General features: G+C 60.5%; 20 protein-coding genes, 1 tRNA gene and 1 pseudogene. 16 read left to right on the plus strand and 6 right to left on the minus strand.

Annotated features, from left to right (window positions below; genetic code table 11):
- Nucleotides 1-164 precede the first annotated feature (164 nt).
- Nucleotides 165-611: a phasin gene (locus tag MOV61_RS07275; protein WP_038539897.1), complete on the plus strand. Its 447-nt coding sequence runs from the start codon at nt 165-167 to the stop codon at nt 609-611.
- A gap of 147 nt (nt 612-758) precedes the next feature.
- Nucleotides 759-835, plus strand: a tRNA-His gene (locus tag MOV61_RS07280).
- A 127-nt stretch (nt 836-962) separates the two neighbouring features.
- On the opposite strand, the gene MOV61_RS07285 is transcribed toward MOV61_RS07280, so the two are convergent.
- Both MOV61_RS07285 and MOV61_RS07290 read right to left on the minus strand, forming a co-directional pair.
- Nucleotides 963-1607 (minus strand): NrsF family protein, encoded by a 645-nt coding sequence (locus tag MOV61_RS07285; protein WP_247033495.1) that lies wholly within the window; start codon nt 1605-1607, stop codon nt 963-965.
- Complete coding sequence (locus MOV61_RS07290) at nt 1604-2152, minus strand: sigma-70 family RNA polymerase sigma factor (protein ID WP_247136110.1); 549 nt, start codon at nt 2150-2152, stop codon at nt 1604-1606. The genes MOV61_RS07285 and MOV61_RS07290 overlap by 4 nt, the downstream gene beginning before the upstream one ends.
- A 185-nt stretch (nt 2153-2337) precedes the next feature.
- Between MOV61_RS07290 and MOV61_RS07295 the strand changes: the two genes are divergently transcribed.
- From MOV61_RS07295 to MOV61_RS07305, 3 genes are all read left to right on the plus strand, one after another.
- Nucleotides 2338-2598 carry a pentapeptide MXKDX repeat protein gene (locus MOV61_RS07295; RefSeq protein WP_038539907.1) on the plus strand — a complete coding sequence of 87 codons (261 nt, stop codon included), beginning with the start codon at nt 2338-2340 and terminating at the stop codon, nt 2596-2598.
- A gap of 95 nt (nt 2599-2693) precedes the next feature.
- Nucleotides 2694-3548: a cytochrome b/b6 domain-containing protein gene (locus MOV61_RS07300; RefSeq protein WP_247136111.1), complete on the plus strand. Its 855-nt coding sequence runs from the start codon at nt 2694-2696 to the stop codon at nt 3546-3548.
- Nucleotides 3545-4321 (plus strand): molybdopterin-binding protein, encoded by a 777-nt coding sequence (locus tag MOV61_RS07305; RefSeq protein WP_247136112.1) that lies wholly within the window; start codon nt 3545-3547, stop codon nt 4319-4321. Before MOV61_RS07300 ends, MOV61_RS07305 begins: the two co-directional genes overlap by 4 nt.
- 8 nt (nt 4322-4329) lie before the next feature.
- On the opposite strand, the gene MOV61_RS30425 is transcribed toward MOV61_RS07305, so the two are convergent.
- Nucleotides 4330-6162, minus strand: coding sequence for a sensor histidine kinase (locus MOV61_RS30425; RefSeq protein ID WP_247136113.1), 1833 nt, complete (start codon nt 6160-6162; stop codon nt 4330-4332).
- A gap of 84 nt (nt 6163-6246) precedes the next feature.
- Nucleotides 6247-8397, minus strand: coding sequence for a bifunctional diguanylate cyclase/phosphodiesterase (locus tag MOV61_RS07315; RefSeq protein WP_247136114.1), 2151 nt, complete (start codon nt 8395-8397; stop codon nt 6247-6249).
- Nucleotides 8398-8696: 299 nt separating this feature from the next.
- On the opposite strand from MOV61_RS07315, the pseudogene MOV61_RS07320 reads away from it, so the two are divergent.
- The 4 genes and pseudogenes from MOV61_RS07320 to MOV61_RS07335 all read left to right on the plus strand — a co-directional run.
- Nucleotides 8697-8879: pseudogene (locus MOV61_RS07320) on the plus strand (alkanesulfonate monooxygenase); the annotation flags it as partial.
- 22 nt (nt 8880-8901) lie between these two features.
- A complete protein-coding gene (locus tag MOV61_RS07325; RefSeq protein WP_247136115.1) occupies nt 8902-10734 on the plus strand; it encodes a TRAP transporter large permease subunit in 1833 nt (610 codons plus the stop codon).
- 29 nt (nt 10735-10763) lie between these two features.
- The gene (locus tag MOV61_RS07330; protein ID WP_247033501.1) at nt 10764-11762 is read left to right on the plus strand and encodes a TRAP transporter substrate-binding protein; all 999 of its coding nucleotides are present in this window, start codon (nt 10764-10766) and stop codon (nt 11760-11762) included.
- Nucleotides 11763-12074: 312 nt separating this feature from the next.
- Nucleotides 12075-12320 (plus strand): helix-turn-helix domain-containing protein, encoded by a 246-nt coding sequence (locus tag MOV61_RS07335; RefSeq protein WP_038539927.1) that lies wholly within the window; start codon nt 12075-12077, stop codon nt 12318-12320.
- Between the two features lie 78 nt (nt 12321-12398).
- On the opposite strand, the gene MOV61_RS07340 is transcribed toward MOV61_RS07335, so the two are convergent.
- Nucleotides 12399-13280, minus strand: coding sequence for a LysR family transcriptional regulator (locus tag MOV61_RS07340; RefSeq protein WP_247033503.1), 882 nt, complete (start codon nt 13278-13280; stop codon nt 12399-12401).
- Between the two features lie 27 nt (nt 13281-13307).
- Nucleotides 13308-13616, minus strand: a complete 309-nt coding sequence (locus MOV61_RS07345; protein WP_247136116.1) for a putative quinol monooxygenase — start codon at nt 13614-13616, stop codon at nt 13308-13310.
- A 114-nt stretch (nt 13617-13730) separates the two neighbouring features.
- Between MOV61_RS07345 and MOV61_RS07350 the strand changes: the two genes are divergently transcribed.
- From MOV61_RS07350 to MOV61_RS07375, 7 genes are all read left to right on the plus strand, one after another.
- Nucleotides 13731-15227, plus strand: a complete 1497-nt coding sequence (locus MOV61_RS07350) for a CoA-acylating methylmalonate-semialdehyde dehydrogenase (RefSeq protein ID WP_247136117.1) — start codon at nt 13731-13733, stop codon at nt 15225-15227.
- A gap of 171 nt (nt 15228-15398) precedes the next feature.
- Nucleotides 15399-15719 (plus strand): hypothetical protein, encoded by a 321-nt coding sequence (locus MOV61_RS07355; protein ID WP_247033506.1) that lies wholly within the window; start codon nt 15399-15401, stop codon nt 15717-15719.
- A 184-nt stretch (nt 15720-15903) separates the two neighbouring features.
- Entirely contained in the window at nt 15904-16992 is a 1089-nt protein-coding gene (locus MOV61_RS07360) for a YjgN family protein (RefSeq protein WP_247136121.1), read from the plus strand.
- Nucleotides 16982-18046 carry a M48 family metallopeptidase gene (locus MOV61_RS07365; RefSeq protein WP_247136118.1) on the plus strand — a complete coding sequence of 355 codons (1065 nt, stop codon included), beginning with the start codon at nt 16982-16984 and terminating at the stop codon, nt 18044-18046. The genes MOV61_RS07360 and MOV61_RS07365 overlap by 11 nt, the downstream gene beginning before the upstream one ends.
- 79 nt (nt 18047-18125) lie before the next feature.
- Complete coding sequence (locus MOV61_RS30305; RefSeq protein ID WP_258718814.1) at nt 18126-18251, plus strand: hypothetical protein; 126 nt, start codon at nt 18126-18128, stop codon at nt 18249-18251.
- A 377-nt stretch (nt 18252-18628) separates the two neighbouring features.
- Nucleotides 18629-19111: an iron-responsive transcriptional regulator RirA gene (gene rirA / locus MOV61_RS07370; RefSeq protein WP_038539948.1), complete on the plus strand. Its 483-nt coding sequence runs from the start codon at nt 18629-18631 to the stop codon at nt 19109-19111.
- Between the two features lie 170 nt (nt 19112-19281).
- Nucleotides 19282-20146 (plus strand): AbrB family transcriptional regulator (locus MOV61_RS07375; protein ID WP_247136119.1); only part of this gene is annotated, 865 nt, incomplete at its 3' end.

The raw sequence follows: 20146 nt of genomic DNA on the forward strand, positions 1-20146 counted from the left end.
TTCGGGTCGAGAGCGGCGCTATCCAAACCTCCGACAGGGTTAATTCCGGGATTCATTTTATTGTGCACCGCACAATGATATTGCAATGCACAACGAGATGGTCTATATAAGAGGCATGACATCTTCGGTTCTGCCGAAGAAATCGCCAACGAGGACCTGAAACGATGGCATACAAGACCGACGATATCTTTTCCTTCTCCGCTTTCGATCCGTCCAAGATGACCGAAGGCTTCCGCGACTTCGCTGAAAAGGGCGCCACCCAGTCTCGCGAAGCCTATGCTAAGATGAAATCCGCTGCCGAGGAAGCCACCAAGACGGTGGAATCCACAATGCAGTCGGCACAGGCTGGCTCTGTCGAACTCGGCCTCAAGGCGATCGACGCACTGCGTACCAATGCTGAAAACTCGCTAACCCATATGGAATCCTTGCTCGGCGTGAAGTCCTTTGCCGAACTGATCGAACTGCAGACTGGTTTCATCCGCAAGCAGGCCGAAATCACGGTTGAGCAGGCCAAGTCCATGCAGGACACCGCCCGCAAGATCGTCGAAGACGTGACGAAGCCCGGCAAGGAAGCCGCTGAAAAGGTCATGACGACCTTCAAGGCTGCCTAATTTTTAGAGCCTGATTTGAAGGAGAAGGCCGGAGCATGCTCCGGCCTCTTCTATTTGCGGGAAAGGACTTTCTATTTGCGGGATAGGACTTGCAAAAAAAGTCCGATCGCCGTATGTGACCCCCCAACGGCGCCCAAGGGCGCTTGTGCGGTTGTAGCTCAGTTGGTTAGAGCGCAGGTTTGTGGCACCTGAGGTCGGAGGTTCGAGACCCCCCAACCGTACCATTTTTCCAAAATCCTAATTTTTTGATATCCAGCCGAGCAGATTTGCGGCTGGATTCCCGTATTTGAATTGTGGCGGAACAAAACGGCGGGCCAATGAAAATATCGGATGTGAGGCGTTCCCGCCCGCTCACCAGCGCAGCAGCCGGGGTCCCAGAAGCGAACCGGCAATGCCGGTCAGCAGGATGCCGAGCGAATACCAGATGAGCACGAAGGGCATGCCGTTCTCGGTGCAGAACCAGGAATAGACCCAGGCGCCGGCAGCACCCGCCGCGATGCCGGCGATGAAGCCGGTCAGCTTCAGATCAGTCGGTGCGCCATGGCGCAGCACCCACACGTTTCCTGCAAATACCGGAAGCGCGAAGAGGAAGATCAGCAGCGGGCAATGCAGCGCCGACGATCCGATGATCATTTTGGAATAGTTTTCGGCCGGCGACATCATCAGTTGGATCACGGCGACCACAGCCATGATCGCAACGATCGCCGCCGCGGTCTGGAAGAACCGTCCCCTGGAACCGTCAGGCCGTGCCAGATGATAGGCGGCGAGGAAAGCGGCGATCGCCAGCAGCGCATTGTAGGCGGATTTGATCCAGAACACCGGCAGCATCAGCGCTTCCGCCATGTCGATGCGCAGGCCGAGGATCGCCAGCATCAGTACCAGCGACACGACGAGCGCCGGCAGGACGCCGAGCACGAAGCGGCGCGCCAGCGCATGCCGCGGCACCGGCTTCAGGTCGCCTACCAGGCTGTCGATGATGTCGTCCGTCTTTCTCACTTTCCGCCTCGCAGTTTCTCCGCCAGTGCCTTGAGCCCTCGGTGAATGCCGACCTTGACCGCCGATTCCGACTGACCGGTCCGGCTCGCCGTGTCGGCCACCGACTGGCCTTCGAGCTTCACCTGACGGATCAATTCCCGCTGTTTCGCCGGCAGGCTTTCCAGAAGCCGCTCGACATCCATCCGCGCGGAGATCGCTTCCTCATGGTTGTCGCTCTCGAAATCCTCGCCGAGCTCCGTTTCCGCCATCATCCGGCCGCCGCGGCCGCGATGGTGGTCGATCAGCTTGTAGCGGGCGATCGAGAAGAACCATGCCGTGAACGGTCGCTCGCGATCGTAGGTCTCCCGGCGCGAATGCAATGCCAGCAATGTCTCCTGGACAAGATCTTCCATGTCCGCTTTCGTTGCAGCAGCCATCCGGCGGCTGTAATATCCGACTAGCAGGACACGCACCGCGTTGAGCAAACGCCGATAGGCTGCCTCGTCCCCATCGAGGGACAGAAGCATCATAGCCTTCAGGGCTTCTTCCGAATGGGCGCTCGTCATGCTGTTTCAATGATCATTCGGAAAAGCACGTAAACGGTTACAGGTGGAATGGAAAATATTTCGAATGCTTTCGGCCTATCACATAACCGTGAAGCTGTAACGACTTTCTGCGTGGGTCGAATTGATGGTTGTGAGCCCTCGGCAGGCAGCCGGCGGACACATCGATTGATCCAGGAGGACATCCCATGACCAAGCTTCTTTCCAGCCTTGCAGCCTGCACCTTCGTCGTCGGCCTTTCGCTTGCCGGCGCGGCGAACGCCCAGAGCAGCACGAGCACCGACACGATGAAGAAGGACACCATGAAAACCGACACCATGAAGCAGAATTCGATGAAGAAGGATTCCATGGCGACCGGCACCAAGACCGACTGCATGCACAAGGCCGGCATGGAAAAGAACACGATGAAGAAGTCCGAGATGATGAAGGCCTGCGACGCAATGAAATAATGCCGTGAAATGATCTGACCGCGGCCGCTGAAACTTTTTGTCCGGCGGCCGCGTCTATCTGCTGGAGCCCACTTCCCGCATTCGGAGGAAATACCATGGCCACGATCGATGCCGACGTTGCGACCGGCCGGACGGTCATTTACCGCCACAGCCTGCTAGTGCGCCTCTCGCACTGGGTGAATGTGCTCTGCATGACCGTGCTGCTGTTCAGCGGCCTGCAGATATTCAATGCGCATCCGGCGCTCTATTGGGGCCAGTACGGTGCCGACAACGATCCGTCCTTCATTTCCATGGAGGCGGTCGAGGATGGCGACAAGGCCAAGGGCGTGACCCGCATCGGTTCGCTGTCCTTCAACACGACCGGGGTTCTCGGCCTCTCGCAGGTCGACGGCGAGGCGACCGCGCGCGGTTTCCCCGACTGGTTGACGATCCCGAGCTATCAGGACCTCGCGACAGGCCGGCGCTGGCATTTCTTCTTTGCGTGGCTGTTCGTGATCAACGGTTTCATCTATCTCGCCTACGGGCTGCTGAGCCGCCATTTCCGCCGCGATCTCTTACCCGCGGGAAATGAACTGACGCCCGCCCACATCGGCCATGAAATCGTCAATCACGCCCGGCTGCGGTTTCCGAAAGGGCCGGAAGCGCGGCATTACAACACGCTGCAGAAGCTAACCTATGTTGCGGTTATCTTCCTGCTCCTGCCGTTGATGATCCTCACGGGGCTCACCATGTCGCCCGGCTTCGACGCTGTGGCACCCTGGCTGCTCGATATATTCGGCGGCAGGCAGTCAGCCCGCACGATCCACTTCCTGACGGCCTTTTCCCTCACCGCCTTCGTGGTTGTCCACGTCGCGATGGTGATCCTGTCGGGCGTCTTCAACAATCTGCGTTCGATGATCACTGGTTACTACGCCATCGATCAAGGGGACATAAAGGGAGGCAAACTATGAGCCGCATCCTCACCCGCCGCCGCTTCCTGATCGGCGCGACCATGACGGCTTCGGCGCTCGGCTTGAGCGGCTGCGACGCGCTTGTCGAAAGCGACCGGACGAAATCCGTCCTCAAGATCGCCGAAGGGTTCTCGATGAAGAGCCAGCGTTTCCTGCTCGGCGACGATGCGCTGGCGCGCGAGTTCACTGAGGCGGATCTCTCGCCGGTGTTTCGCGCCAACGGCACCAGCATGCCGGACAATCCGCAATATCTCGACTGGATGAACCAGCAGTTCTCGACCTGGAAGCTGGATGTTGGCGGTCTGGTCGACAAGCCGATGCAGCTGTCGCTGGCTGAACTCAAGGCGCTGCCGGCCCGCACCCAGATCACCCGGCACGACTGCGTCGAAGGCTGGAGCGCCATCGGCAAATGGACCGGCGTGCCGCTGGGTGCGCTGCTCAAGACGGTCGGCCTGAAGCCGGAAGCTCGCTACATCGTCTTCCATTGTGCCGACGAATACGAAAAGACGCTCGATGGCACCGGCTGGTACTACGAGAGCATCGATCTGGTGGATGCCTTCCATCCGCAGACCATCCTTGCCCACACGATGAACGGCCGCGACCTTGAAGTTGCCCATGGCGCGCCGCTGCGGCTGCGTGTCGAGCGCCAGCTTGGCTATAAACAGGCGAAATATCTGACACGCATCGAAGCGGTTGCCGATCTCGGCCGTCTTTACGGAGGCAGCGGCGGTTTCTGGGAGGATCGCGGTTACGAATGGTATGCCGGGATCTGAGGAGGTGCTCAGGTTTCCGCCCGTGCCGGAGCAACTCTCGGAAGCCGGATGATGAACCGGGTGCCGCGGGCCCCGCCGGTCGGCGGGCTCTCGACGGTGATCGATCCGCCGAGTACTTCGGTGACGATCTGGTGGACGATATGCAGCCCGAGGCCCGTGCCGCCGCTGTGACGGGCCGTGGAAAAGAACGGTTCGAATATCTTCTGGATGTCCGTCTCGTTGATCCCGCGGCCGTTGTCAGTAAACTCGATGAGGACCTGCTCCCCCATTCTCCGAACATCGATGATGATCATGCCGGGTTTGCCCGCATCGAAGGCATGCAGCAGCGAGTTGTTGAGGAGGTTCGACAGGACCTGGGCAAACGGTCCCGGATAGGTGGTGATCGCCAGATCATCAGGCACGTTCACCGTCAGGCTGATGCCGGCGCTGGCGTCCCATTTGCGCAGGCGCGGATCGGCATCGGGAATGAATGCGGCAAGATCGATATCCCGTCTCTCCAGCGTCGCGCGGTCGACTGCAACCTGTTTGAACCGTTGAACCAGCGCGGTGCATCGATGAACGGCGTCGCGCACCAGATCGAGGCTGACGTCGCTGTCTGCGATATAGAGGTCGAGATCGGAGCGGCGCAGCCCCGCCACGATCCGTTCCTTGAACAGCCTGAGATCCTTGGCGGCCTTGCTGAGCACGAGTGCAGCACTTCCAAGCGGCGTGTTCATCTCATGGGCGACGCCGGCAACCATCAGGCCCAGCGACGATAGCCGTTCGGCCCTAGCAAGTTCCCGTTGGGTTACGCTCAGTTTTTCATTGGTCTCGCGCAGCGTTTTGTTCGTGTCCTCCATTTGCCGCGCCCATTCCGCTTCGGCCTCCATGCCGTTGGCCAGACGTCCCGTTACCGCCAGCGCCACGGCGGCAAGGATTGCCGCCACCACGCCGAGAATGAGTTTTCCCCTCGTTTCCTGGTCGTTGATCGCGGCCGCCGAGTCACGGGCGAGCAGATAGAGGTCGGCATCCGCGGCACGTCTTTCCGCGACTTCGCCTGTTGCCAGCAAGCCAGCACCGGGTTGGAAGCGACGGTAGTTCCAATCTCCGTCCCTACTGCCGAAAAGCCCCCTGTCCCCCTTGCCGATCGCCCGCAACATCTCTACCTCAGCCGGGCCGGGCGTTGAGGCCCCGAGCTGCCAGCCCCAGTTCGCATCCGCATTTGGGCCCTGGAGCCAGTATCCGGCCTGGTTCATCAGATAGAGCTCGACGCTCCTGTCGAGGCGCTTCAGGCGTTCGAGCAACCGCGTGGCGCGGTAGTTGATAACGATGATGCCCTGCTTGATCCCGTTGCGGAAGACAGGACTTGCAACGCGCAATGTCGGCAGATGGGGGACCTCGACCACGCCGTTGTCGATATTCAGATCGAGGGCAGAGAAATAGAGGCCGTTCAGCGGCAATTGAATCGTATCGCGAAAATAGGGCCGGTCCGCCTTGTTCTGCAGCTGCTCGCTGCTCACGACGACCGGTTCAGCGCCGCTGCGGCGGTTGACGCGCAGCCGTTCATTGCCGTCATTATCCAGCCACCGTACCTGATCGTAATCCGGCGAGCTGGCGGCGAAACTCTGGAAGATTTCAGCGCTCAACGGAGCAAGCCGAGTGGTCGTTTCGCCGAAGCGCGATTGCAGGTCGGCCAGAAACAGGGCGTCGCGGCCCAGCCGGTCCAGGGCCCGACCGAGAATGTCATAGCCTTGCGACAGGGTCTCCTCCCTGTTGCGCACCTGAGGTTCTCGCGCATTCACGCCGATCTGATGCCAGAGCAATGGAACGCCGATGCCAAGTCCCACGACCCAGGGTACCACGAAGATGGCAAGCCGCCTGCGATGGCGATAAACGGCCCGGAGCGACGGAAATATGCGAGTTGCGGACGAGCGGATCATAGGCAATTACGCAGTCTTGACAGACGAATTTTGCAGCCTGGCCAGGAACTGCTCGAACGGCTCAGGACGGGCGTAGAGAAAGCCCTGCGCCAGGATGCATCGCCTCGACTGCAGCCATTCCGCCTGCTGCTCTGTTTCGACACCCTCGGCGAGGACACGCATGTTCATGCGCTCGCCAAGCCGAATGATCATCTCAACGATCGTCTCGTTCTGGCCGGCACCGCCGAGACCGGCAATGAAGGACCGGTCGATCTTGAGTGTGGCAGCCTCCAGGGAGCGGAGCTTTGCCAAGGAAGAATAGCCCGTGCCGAAATCATCGATGGCGATGGCAAATCCTTTGCGTCTGAGAATGGAGAGGACGTCGTCAGCATGTTGCTGCTCTTCCATGGCGACGGTCTCGGTAATCTCCAGTTCCAGCCGATCCGGCGACAAGCCATAGCGGTGGATGGTCGCGATCAGTTCGTCGATGAATTCCTTTCGTCCAAGCTGCACCGGCGAGACATTGACGCCGAGGGTGATCCCTGGAAATCCCGCTTCGTCGATGGAGCGGAGCGCGCTGCAGGCCTGTTCCAGGATCTGCTGACCCAGGGGCACGATCAGCCCGTTCGCCTCCGCGAGCGGAATGAAATCCGCCGGAAAGATCGTCGATCCATCCGGGCGCGTCCACCGCGCCAGGATCTCCGCGCCAACAATCCGATTGTCGGTCAGGTCGATCTGCGGCTGGAAAACGACAGTGATTTCCCGGTTGAGCACAGCCTTGTAAAGCTGCTGCGAAAGAGCGAACCGGCGGCGCGTTTCCTCTTCGACATTCGGATCGTATTCGATGAGTTGGCCGCTCGTCCCCTTCAGTCCGGCCTTCTTCAGGAGCAGAAGTCCTGTCGCTATGACGGTTTGAGCCGAGGTGAAGTGATTGAGATCCAGAGACGCCGCCTCGGCGCCGAAAAACAGCGCTTCGGGGGTTTGGGCGCCCGCTTCGAGGCGGTTTACATAGTCGATCCGCACCAGATATTCCGGGCCAAGCACGGCAAATACGTCTTCATGCAAACGGGCGATCATACAGGGCGGCGGAAAGGCCGCCGCCAGGCGCTTCACGAAGGCGCGCAGCAAATGATCGCCCTGTTCGACGCCGAGGGAGACGCAGCTTCTCGCATATTGGTTGAGTTCGATGAACAGGACCTTCCGCCTGCGGGGCGGAGGAATCTCGAGTGCCGCCTGAATGCCACGCCTCAGCGCGTTGCCGTTCGCGATCTCGAGCAGGCTGTCTTCGTAGGCGATGCGGTCGAGCTGGCTCGTCAGCGCGACATTGATCAGGCCGGTGCCGATATTGGTGGCAAAGACCCGCAGCAATTCCCGCTCCGTGTCGTCTATCCGCCTGTTTGTCGCGATGTAGGCTGCGGCCGCAGGTGCGACCGCCTGGCCCGCGAAAAACAGAACCTGCGCCTTCTCCGTCTCGATGTTTGCCTGTTCGTCCAGCGAGCGTTGGATCAATTCCCGGATTGATTGGTCGTTGATGGTGTCGAGGGTCTGGTTGAGGGCCGAAGCGAACCGTCCCGCCGAGCCGATGATCTTCGGCGGATGTTCGCGGTCACGCCCGCGGACGCAGACGATGCCGTCCTCGCTGACGCCGAGAAGTGCGGCCAGTTCGTGGATCATCCGGCGGGAGAAATCCTCAAATCCCGAGGATTTCGCCAGGCTGTTGCTCGCCTCGACAATGCTCTGAAGGCCTCGGCGGGCACGGTTCAGCACATCGATCTGCTCGAAGGTCCTGAGGTTCGCGGTAAGAATGCTGTGAAGCCGCTCGTTGGTCAGGTCGGTTTTCAGCCAATAATCGGCGATATCGTAGGTCTCGAGCGACGATTGCATCGGCGCGATACCCGGCTGTCCCGTGAGAAGCACGATACGCAGCTGCGAGTTGCCGAGAACTTCGCGAATCGTGCGGACCAGTCGGAGCCCCGCATCGTCCGTCTCCATCACCACATCGAGCAGCAGGACCGCGATTGAAGGCGTTTCGAGCAGAAGCTTGGCCGCCTCGTTGGCAGAACTGGCAGTCAGTATACGCGGGGCGACGCCGCGATAGGTGTAGCCCGAAAGCGAGAGCTTGAGGGAGTTCTGGAACATCGCGTCGTCATCGACGCTCAAGATGGTGAAATCACGCATCTCCGCCTCGAATTGGTCGGGCGAGGCCCCCGTCCCGGCGGCGGGTTCCGGGTGAAATTCGAAGAGATCCTGAGATTGCGTTTCTTGTTCGATATCGCCCACGGACACATCCCCCGATTGTCGCGCAAGGGCAGGACCCTTGCATTTCCGCGAATCCATTAATCATCCTAAAACCTGGCATGTCTCGCAAAAAATGAGTGTGGGGCGAGATTTTGGTCTCAACTGCGGATCGAGGCCCGTTGCGGGGTGGGAATGGTCGCCGTAAAAGGCGGGATCTCTCAAGCTTCGCTTGACCTGCGGCCGGGCGAAAGGCCGGCATCGAAACTTTTATCCTTTCTGCCATGCGGCTGCTTGAGGAAGCCTGTCGCTTCGGCGAAAAGGTGTTGTCGCGTCTCGATGTTGCCCGCGAGGTCTCGGCAACGCGTCATTTCACCGGATCGACGCTCTTCGATCGTGATCTCTCCACGGTCAAGACCGCCTGATCCTCCTGCAAAGGTAAGAACCGTGGCAGCCAGCCCATCCGATTTTCTCGAGCAGACGGCAATCCCCGGCGACGGTATCGCGGCGAGGGTGCTGAAGGGCGTCGAGACTGTCCTCGGCGCTGTCGCGGCACTGATCCTCGCCGTTTTGCTGACGGTGGTGCTGGTCAGCGTCTGCCTGCGCTATTTCTTCAACACTGGTTTCATCGGCGCCGAGGATCTCGGCATCTGGCTGCATGTGGCGCTGATCTCGATCGGCGCGCCGCTCAGCCTCAACAGCGCGCTGGCGATGCGGCTCGACGTTTTCGTGCGTTTGGCTCCCGCCCGGCTGCTGCCGGTAACCCAGGTGCTGGCGGACGTGTTCACGGTGCTTGCGGCGCTGATCCTGCTGTTTGGCGGTTCCGAAATCATGGCCATGCTCGGCGGTATTTCTCCGACGCTTGGCGTTCCGGAGTGGATCCGCTTCGGTTTTCTCGGCGCGGGCGGCGTGCTGATCCTCGTTGTGCTCCTCCTGCAAAGACTTGCCGAGGGCAGGGCGCTGCCGGTACTGATATCGCTTAGCCTCGGCGCAGCGCTCTATTTCGGCATCCCAGAAATCTTCATCGACAGCGACCTTCCGCCGAGCCTTTTCCTGGCATTGGTCGCAGCACTTGGCTTGGTGCTGGCGGCACCGCTGGCGCATGCGTTCCTGACCGCCGCCTATGTGGCGATTGCCTTCGGCAGCAGCCTGCCGGAACCGGCGATCGTCTCGTCGACGGTGACCGGCATGTCGAAATTCCTGCTGCTCGCCATTCCCTTCTTCCTGCTCGCCGGCGGGCTACTGACCTCCTCAGGCGTTGCCAATCAGCTTGTCCGGTTCGCCGCCTCGATGGTCGGCCATCGCCGGGCGGGGCTGGCGCAGACGACGCTGCTGACAAGCGTGCTATTCTCCGGCGCATCAGGCTCTTCCGTTGCCAATGCCGCCTTCGGGGCTTCGACCTTCCAGCCGGAGCTGGTGAAGCACGGTTATCCTCCGGCCCAGGCGGGTGCGATCATTGCCGCGACATCGGTACTCGACAACGTCATTCCGCCGTCGATCGCCTTCCTGATCCTGGCGACTGCCACCAATCTGTCGGTCGGTTCGCTGCTGGTCGGCGGTTTCTTCGCCGGCGGCCTGATGGCGATCTGCCTCGCCGTGGCAATCCATCTGTCCGTCAGAGAGCAGGTTGCCTTGCCGCGCGCCTCGGGGCGTGAGCGCCGGCAGGCGGCGATCTCTGCCATTCCCGCCTTCGGTCTCGGCATCATCGTCGTGGTTGGCATCCGTATCGGCATCGTCACCACGACCGAGGCGGCGGCTCTCGCGGCGCTCTATACGATTATCCTCGCCGTCTGGGGCAAGGTCGGAGCCGGTTCGCTGCTCGCCTCGTTCCGACAGGCGGCGACGGAGTCCGCGGCGATCGGCCTCTTGATCGGCACGGCCGGACCCTTCGCCTTCCTGCTTGCCGTCGACAATGTCTCCGGCCTCGTCTCGGAGTTCGTGACGATGCTTGGCGGCAGCGCGCTGGCGGTTATCGTCCTCTCCAACGTCATCCTTCTGGTCGTCGGACTGGTGCTCGATATCGGCGCGGCGATCCTGCTGTTCGGCCCGATCCTGCTGCCGGCCGCCGTCGCCGCGGGCATCGATCCGATCCATTTCGGCGTCATCATCGTCGTCAACCTGATGATCCACGGCCTGACCCCGCCACTCGGCATGCTGATCTTCGTCGTCAGCGGCGTCACCCGCATTCCCGCGGCCGCACTGTTCAAGGCGGTCGTGCCCTATCTGCTCGCACTTCTGGTTTCCCTGACGATCCTTTGCGCCTGGGCGATCATCTTTTAACCGCTTCACATCTCTAGGGACCTTGAGACATGGACAATATCAACCGCCGAACCCTTCTGAAGACCGCCGCAGCAACCGGCGTGGCGCTTGCCGCGCCCGTCTTCGTGCGCAGCGCCGCCGCCCGCACCACGACGATCACCACCGCCTCGCTGCTTGGCGACGACAAGCCGGAATCGAAGATCTGGGTGAAGATCGGCGAGCTGGTGGAAGCCAAGCTGCCGGGCCAGTTCAAGTTCAACGTCGTCAAGAACGGTGCGCTCGGCGGCGAGAAGGAAGTGGCAGAAGGGGCCCGTCTCGGTTCCGTGCAGGCGAGCCTTTCGACCGTCTCGTCACTGTCCGGCTGGGTGCCGGAACTGCAGGTCCTCGATTTGCCGTTCCTCTTCCGTGACGCAGCCCATGTCCGCAAGACGGTCGATGGCAGCGTCGGCGCCGACCTCAAGCAGAAGCTCGCTACCCAGAATTTCGTGATCGGCGATTTCATCAACTACGGCGCCCGCCATCTGCTCACGAAGGAGCCGGTCACCCGTCCGGAACAGCTGAAGGGCAAGAAGATCCGTGTGATCCAGAGCCCGCTGCACACCAAGCTGTGGGCCGCCTTCGGCACCGCCCCGGTCGGCATTCCGATCACCGAGACCTACAATGCGCTGGCGACCGGCGTTGCCGACGCCATGGACCTCACCAAATCCGCTTATGCCGGCTTCAAGCTCTATGAAGTCGTGCCCTACATGACCGAAACAGGCCATATCTGGGCGTCCGGCGTCATCTATTATTCCGCCAGCTTCTGGAACCAGTTGAACCCCGAGCAAAAGACAGTCTTCCAGGACGCCTCGAGGCAAGGGGCTGCCTATTTCAATCAGCTAATCGTCGATGACGAGGCGGCATCCGTTGCCGTGTCGCTCAAGAATGGCGGCAAATTGCTGAAGCCGGAAGCCTTCGAGGAGTGGCAGAAAGGTGCACAAGGCGTCTGGCAGGATTTCGCCGCGATCGTCGGCGGCATCGACAGGATCAAGTCGATTCAGTCCGCCTGATAGCCTTTTCTAAAGGTTAAGAAAATTTAATGTGGCACCGCAAACGCGGTGCCATTTCTGTTTTTTCAGCTCGATTTAAGGCAAAAATGCCCGATTCCAGCCGTTTTAAGCGAGTTGGGTAAATGGATGCCGCCTTCTTTCGACCTGAAAGCGAACACATTTTTGTGCACTGCAGTAACCGCCCTTGTCTCGGTCGTCAGCATGCCTATGTTTGCGGCAGCCGGTGCCTAATTTTTTAGACTCCTGCGTCTCGGGCATTCGTCCCCCTTCACCTGACCGGTTTTCGGCAGGCCATTCTAGAAGGAGCATACAATGACAATTTCGATCAATAATTTCGCATCCGCCAATGGAGCGAAGCTTTCTCCGCAGCACATTGCCTCAGCCGTCGCCGAAACGCGTCGTTCTGTCGGCTACAGCATTGAAGAGCTTGCCATCACGACCGGCCTCGTCAACGACGAGATCGTTCGCATTGAAAACGGCACCGATGCCGATCCGGCCAAGCTGAAGCGCATTGCCGCGGCACTCAAGGTTCCGGTTACGACCTTCCTGCCTTCTTGATACAAGGTTTTCCGGCCGCTTCGGCGGCCGGACCCTGTTTGGGTCTTCTTCTTTTCCCCATGAAGACCGTCCTATCCGTCACACAAAAATGTGGCTTTCCCCATCGACCAGTTCCTTCAGAAACTCCACCACCGTCCTCAGCCGCATCAGGTCGCGGGTCGTTTCGTGGTAGGTGGTCCAGTAGGACCGCCGAATAACGGTCCCGGGCAGCACCCGCACCAGTTCCGGATATTGTCGCGCGACATAGTCGTGAAGGATGCCGATGCCGGCGCCGGAACGGACCGCCTCGGTCTGGCCGATCGCGCTTGAAATCTCGAAGCTGGCATCCCAGTCCCGCATCACCTCGCCGGTGAAATTCAAGGACGGCGAAAAAATCAGGTCCTCCACATAACCGATGCGCGGATGGTTCTTCAATGCCTCCACCGTCTGCGGCGTTCCTGCCTGATCGAGATAGGTCTTCGAGGCATAGAGGCCGAGCGTATAATCGGTCAGTTTCGAAGAGATGAGCCGACCCTGTTCCGGGCGTTCGATGGTGATGGCGATATCCGCCTCTCGCTGGGAAAGCGAGAAGGATCGCGGCACGGGCACCAGTTGCAGCTTGAGTTCCGGATGGCGGCGCGTCAGCCGCCCGAGCCGTGAAGCAAGGAAGGAAACGCCAAAACCGTCGGGTGCCCCGATCCTGACCGTACCGGCGATCGCCGCGTCGATCCGGCCGGTGCTCGCCTGCGCCGCCAGCATCTCCGTTTCCATCCGCTCGGCCGCCCGAAAGAACACCTCGCCCTCAGCGGTCAATTCGCAACCATTGGTCCGACGGATGAGGAGGCGGGTGCGTAGATCCTCTTCCAGCGCCGTCACCCGCCGCCCGAGCGTCGCATGGTTGACGCCGAGCCGCCGCGAAGCAGCCAGGATCTGGCCGGCGCGGGCTACCGCCAGAAACATGCGGACATCGTCCCAGTTCATCGTTGGTTGTCTTTCAATGCCTGCTGCTTATTTTGCCCGCATCATCACCGGATCGACGTCGATCAGCCTGAGAGACTTCACCATGTCCGCCGTATGTTCCTTATATTTCAGGAAATGCGGCGTCCGGAGATGCGCCTCGTAAGCATTCTGGTCAGCATATACCTCCAGGATACGGATTTGCTCAGGCCGTTCCTTTTCAGCGACGGCATGCAACATCAGCACGCCCGGCTCATTGTCCACCGATGCCTCGATTTCCTCGGCAAGGAGGGCTCGATAGGGGTCGATTTGTGCGGGATGAATTTCCAGTTCCGCGATCCTGACGATCTTGCCAGACATGACAGCCTCGGTCTTGCTTCAATTTCTGCACAACGGATGCTTATTCCACTCCATTGCTTTGTGCAAATCGAAGTGTAGACTCCCGCCACGCACCAAAAATGGAGGAGCATACCCATGCGTGAGATCGGGCATTTCATCGGCGGCAAGCATGTCGCCGGCACCAGCGGCCGCACGGCTGACGTCTTCAATCCGGCAACTGGCGAAGTCCAGGCGAAGGTTTCGCTTGCCAGCGTTTCGGAAATCCGCGCTGCAGTCGAAAACGCCAAGCAGGCTCAGCCGAAATGGGCTGCCACCAATCCGCAGCGTCGCGCCCGCGTCTTCATGAAGTTCGTCGACCTGCTCAACCAGAACATGGATGAACTCGCCGAGATGCTGTCGAAGGAACACGGCAAGACGGTCGAGGATTCCAAGGGCGACGTCATCCGCGGCCTGGAAGTCTGCGAATTCGTGATCGGTATCCCGCATCTGTCGAAGGGCGAGTTTACCGAAGGCGCCGGCCCGCAGATCGACATGTATTCGATGCGCCAGCCGGTCGGTATCGGCGCCGGCATCACTCCGTTCAACTTCCCGGGCATGATCCCGATGTGGATGTTCGCCCCGGCGATCGCTTGCGGCAATGCCTTCATCCTGAAGCCGTCGGAGCGTGACCCGTCCCTGCCGATCCGCCTCGCCGAGCTGATGATCGAAGCGGGCCTGCCTGCCGGCATCCTGAACGTCGTCAACGGCGACAAGGCGGCCGTCGATGCGATCCTCACCGATCCGGATATCGGCGCCATCTCCTTCGTCGGCTCGACCCCGATCGCTCGTTACGTCTATGGCACGGCCGCCATGAACGGCAAGCGCGCGCAGTGCTTCGGCGGCGCCAAGAACCACATGATCATCATGCCGGACGCGGATCTCGACCAGGCCGTCAACGCGCTGATGGGGGCCGGCTACGGTTCCGCCGGCGAGCGCTGCATGGCGGTTTCGGTCGCGGTCCCGGTCGGCGAGGAAACCGCCAACCGCCTCGTCGAAAAGCTGATCCCGAAGATCGAGTCGCTGCGTATCGGTCCCTATACGGACGACAAGGCCGACATGGGCCCGGTCGTCACCAAGGAAGCCCATGCCCGCATCAACGGGCTGATCAACCGCGGCGTCGAGGAGGGCGCCAAGCTTCTGGTCGACGGCCGCGGTTTCAAGCTGCAGGGTTACGAGAACGGCTATTTCGTCGGGGGCACGCTGTTCGACCATGTCACGCCCGAGATGGACATCTACAAGCAGGAAATCTTCGGTCCTGTCCTCTCGGTCGTCCGCGCCCATAACTATGAAGAAGCGCTCGATCTGCCGATGAAGCACGAATACGGCAACGGTGTTGCGATCTACACCCGTGACGGCGATGCCGCCCGTGACTTCGCCAGCCGCATCAATATCGGCATGATCGGCATCAACGTTCCGATCCCGGTTCCGCTCGCCTATCACTCGTTCGGTGGCTGGAAGGCTTCGAGCTTCGGCGATCTCAACCAGCACGGCACGGATTCGATCAAGTTCTGGACCAAGACCAAGACGATCACCGCCCGCTGGCCGTCCGGCATCAAGGATGGTGCCGAATTCGTCATGCCGACGATGAAGTAAGCAGAAACTCGGTCGAAATTATCAGGCGGGCCTCTTCGGGGGCCCGTTTTTTGTTGGCGTCATATCCGGTTTACCAAGCAATTTAATCCCGCTTTATCCGTGAATACTGACCAAATCGTCAGTAGTTCTCGTTTATACGAATGACGGTAAAGTAACAAAAAGGGGACGGGCATGGCCAAAAAGGTAATGATGAAGAACGACAGCATCGGTCTGACCAAGAAGGGTTTCCACGGTTTTTCGTGGACCTACCTTTTCTTCGGCTGGCTGGTTCCGGTTGTACGCGGTGAAATCTCCATCGGTGCCCTGCATCTGGTGATCTCGGTGTTCACCGCCGGCATCTCGCAGCTCATTTTCTCCTTTCTCTACAACAAGCAGTATACGCATCGGCTGATCGAAAAAGGTTATCGGTTCGCCGACACGCCGGAGAACAACGCGGCTGCAGCCCAAGCGCTCGGCGCCGATCTCCCTGCCGGGACGCCGGCACACGCCTGAGGGCCCAATCGAGAAATGAGCAAAACGGGTCTCGCAGGAGGCCCGGTTTTGTTTTGACGACCCAGAATCTGATTACGTGTCGCGCGAACAATTGAAATGACATATCCAGGCCCTACAATCATGCGGGGAATCGGGCAGGCAGCCGTCTCGACGGTATTCGGCAAGGGGATATGACATCATGGCAATGGCAGAGACGACGCCTCGGGCGGCGGCGGGGCAGTATTTTGAGCGCGCATCCTTCACCGGCAGCGCCAGCGAATATTTCGGTATCTGGATCGTCAACGTTCTGCTGACGATCGTCACCCTCGGCATCTATTCGGCCTGGGCCAAGGTGCGGCGCATGCGATACTTCTACGGCAACACGGTCATTCTCGACCGCGCCTTCGAATATCACGCGACCGGCAAGCAGATCTTCATCGGCCGGCTGATCGTCATTGCGTTCCTGATCGTGATCAACATCAGCACGGCGATTTTTCCGCCGATCGGCATCCTTACTCCGATCGTGATCCTGGTTGCTCTGCCGTGGCTCATCAAGCGCAGCCTGCGCTTCAACGCCCGGGTGACGAGCTACCGCAATGTGCGTTTCGATTTCGTCGGCACCGCGGGCGGCGCTTTCGTTGCGATCCTGCTCGGCAGTTTTGTCGCCTTCATTTCCTTCGGCATCCTGGCGCCACTCGCGAGCCGCTGGACCTGGCGATACCTCTTGAACAACCTGCGGTACGGCGATCGGCCGTTTTCCAGCGATCCGCAGCTCAGCCGGCTTTATGGCGTCTGGATCCTGCCGGCATTGATCGTGTTCCTGGGCAGCATCGTCTTCGGTTTCATTGCCTTCGTCGTGATCATCGGTGCTGCGACCGTTATGCGCGAGAGCGCCGAATTGACGAGCACGCAGATGACCGTGCTGAGCATCGCCGGTCTCTATGCCGGGGTCTTCATCTATTTCATCCTCTATGGTGTTGCTGGTCTCTTCTATCGGGCGGGTGTGCGCAACGTCGCGTGGTCGGCGGCGGAACTTGACGGTCGCCATCAGCTGGTCAGCGATATCTCCCGGCTGCGTTATGCCTGGATCGCAATCAGCAACGTGATCGTCACCGTGCTGACGCTCGGACTGATGCGCCCCTGGGCGGCGGTTCGGATGGCGCGGTATGTGAACGAGCATTCCGGCATCCGCATTAACGGCGATCCGGGCGAAATCCTCTCCTCGATCGAGGCGACCGGTGCTGCAATCAGTGCCGAATACATGGATATGGAAGGGTTCGACTTTGGCTTCTGACGGAGCGGTCATCGCTAAAGGCGAATGGCATCCGGCCAATTCCAGCCGCGCAATCCCGGCCGTTCTGCGCGAGGATGGCAGTCTCCTCGTCGCAGCGGAAGAGGGGCGGGTCCTCGCCTCTGCCGTGCCGGAGCGGGTCGAGGTCAGTTCGCGGGTCGGCTCGATCCCGCGGCGGGTGAGTTTCCCGGATGGTTCCGTGTTCGAAACGCGCGACAACGAGGGCATCGACACCTATCTCCGCGCCAAGCGAGGCGCTCGCAGCGGCCTGATCCATCGGCTGGAGCGGTTCCATCCGCGGCTGATCGTCATGACGATCGCCGTCATCCTGCTTGCGGCGTCGATCTATCGGTATGCGGTACCCGTGCTGGTGGAAGTTGCCGTCCTGGTAACCCCGCCGTTCGTGCCGGAACTGATCGGCTCCGGCACGCTCGCCTCGCTCGATCGGACGATCCTGAAACCTTCCGAGTTGCCGGAAGGCGAACGGCAGGCGATCTCCGAGGGCTTCTCGAAACTCGCCGTCCATTCGAAGGGAGGGCAAAAGGCCTATCGGCTTTATTTCCGGGATGGCGGCGTGATTGGCCCGAATGCCTTCGCACTCCCCGACGGCAGCCTGATCCTCACCGATGATCTGGTGAAGCTCGCCAACAGCGACCGGGAAATGATCCTCGGCGTGCTCGGCCACGAGATTGCCCATGTCGAGGGCAAGCACAGCCTGCGGCAGCTCTATCGCGCTGCCGGCGTTGCCGCGCTGGTCATGCTGATTGCCGGCGATGTCGGCTCGGGCGTCGAGGATATCCTCACCCAGGGCGGTGCACTGGTGGCATTGTCCTATTCACGGGCCGCGGAAGCGGAGGCAGACCGCCGTTCGGTCGAGCTGATGCAGGCTGCCGGTTACGATCCCGCCGCACTTGCCCGCTTCTTCGTGGTCCTCGAAGAAAAGCTCGGAGACCATGGCGACGCGAGCATCCTGTCGAGCCATCCGGGCACCCCGCAACGTCAGCAGGACATCCGCAATTATGCCGCCGAGCTGGAAGGTCGGCCTCAGGCAAGGTAGCCGTGATCGATAGCCACCATTGACGTATCCGCAGACTATCCTAATTTAGCTTGCGGAGTAGGAGTGGGGATGTATGTCCATGGTGTACGAGTGGGATGCGAAGCGTGCCCGCCGCGCGTATCTGGCGAGGATCGGCCTTAGCCTGCTGGCAGCAATGGTGGTGGTCGCTGTCCCCACCTGGGTGGCGATCTCGATGACCGGTTGACGCCGGCCGGAACTTTTCTGGCGAGCCGCCGCCGGTCCTGAACCGGCTTCGCGCAGGACCATCAAAACTTCATGCAGGTCGCGGGATATCGTTGGCAATCCCTGCGCGGCCTGTTCGGCGCGGCCAGACGTTGTCCTTCGGCAGAGGGCCGAAGGTTTGCCTGGCAGAGCCCGCGCCTGTCTGCCCAGCCCGCCGCTCCGGCGTGCCCCAGCCTTCCGGGCGTCGTCTGTGCGGACGAGCAATTCATAGCTTGAATTCCGCTCCGATGCAGGCAAGCTGCCTCACGTCGGAAACTTGATGACGATTTTCTTATTTTGGAATTGTTCAAAACTAGGGAAGCCATTATATAAGGCGGGTACGAGTCTTGGGAGACCAGCATGCGCTTGACCAAACAGACGAATTACGCAGTACGGATGCTGATGTATTGCGCCGCCAACGAAGGCCACCTGAGCCGCATTCCCGAGATTGCCAGGGCCTATGGCGTTTCCGAACTCTTCCTTTTCAAGATCCTCCAGCCGCTCACGAAGGCCGGTCTGGTGGAAACCGTACGTGGTCGCAACGGTGGCGTAAGGCTTGGCCGTGCTGCTGAGCGCATCACCCTTTTCGACGTCATCAAGGTCACCGAAGATAGTTTCGCCATGGCGGAATGCTTCGAAGAGGGAGTTGCGGAATGCCCGCTTGTTGACAGCTGCGGCCTGAACGCTGCACTTCGCAAGGCGCTCAACGCTTTCTTCGATGTGCTCGCCGAATACACGATCGACGACCTCGTCAAGGCGCGCCCGCAGATCAATTTCCTGCTGGGCATCGATATGCTGCATCTGCCGAAGGCCATCCCGAAGGTCGTCGCGCCGGCCGCCTGATCTTGCCCACTGATGTTTATTGAAGGCGCCGCCTTTGAGGTTGGCGCCTTTTGCTATCCCCCGTATGCTGCAGAAGAGGTTGACCTCGCGCGCATTTGCAATAGAAGGGGACGAGGCGTTTTGCTGGCTTTTGTCAGTTTTCCTTCCTGTGGCGCCTTCAGGATCAAGCCATGCCCCTTTCGGAATTGCGCGTATTCGCGCTGACTGCGCTGATCGGCACTGCCGGTGCGCTGATCGCAATTCTCATTGCTTTTCCAGCTCCTTACCTCATCGGTCCGGCAATCGCGATCACCATTGCGGGGCTTGCCGGGCTGAACTTGGCGGTGCCGGCGCAGGTCCGCAACGTCTGTTTCATCATCGTCGGCGTGTCGATGGGGGCGACTGTCACGCCGGAGGTGATCGTCGCGGCGCGCACCTGGCCTCTGAGTTTCGTCATGGTGCTCGTGGCGGTCGTCATCCTGCTCTATGTGAGTTCGTGGGTGCTGCAACGGTTCTTCCACTATGACCGGATCACTGCGCTGCTCGCCTCCTCCCCTGGGCACCTGAGCTATGTGCTGAGCCTCGCCGCCGAAACCCGCTGCGACCTGCGCGCCGTCAGCGTCGGCCAAAGCGTGCGCGTGCTGGCGCTGACGATTACGGTCCCGCTGATCGTGGAAATCTTCGATCTCGTCGGCACCGACCCGGTTCTGGTGCCTTTGGTGATGAGCGCGCCTGTTCTCATCGCCATGCTTATCGTCTCGGCGCTGTTCGGCGTGGTGTTCATGCGCTGGAATTTTCCGGCAGCGCTGCTGCTCGGCGGCGTCGTGGTATCGATCGCCACGCATGTGACCGGCTTCATCAACGGCGGAGTTCCGAACTGGCTGCTGGTTCCGACCTATGTCATCCTCGGTTCGGTCATCGGCACGCGCTTCTGCGGCGTATCGATCCGCGAATTGCGCACCGCCTTTCTGGCCGGCGGCGTGGTGACCGTGGTCGTCATCGTGCTGGCAGCGGCGATCGCCGGCGGCGTTTCCTGCCTGACCGGCGTGCCGCTCG

This window comes from Neorhizobium sp. BETTINA12A (genome assembly GCF_023006485.1).
Lineage (GTDB): Bacteria > Pseudomonadota > Alphaproteobacteria > Rhizobiales > Rhizobiaceae > Neorhizobium.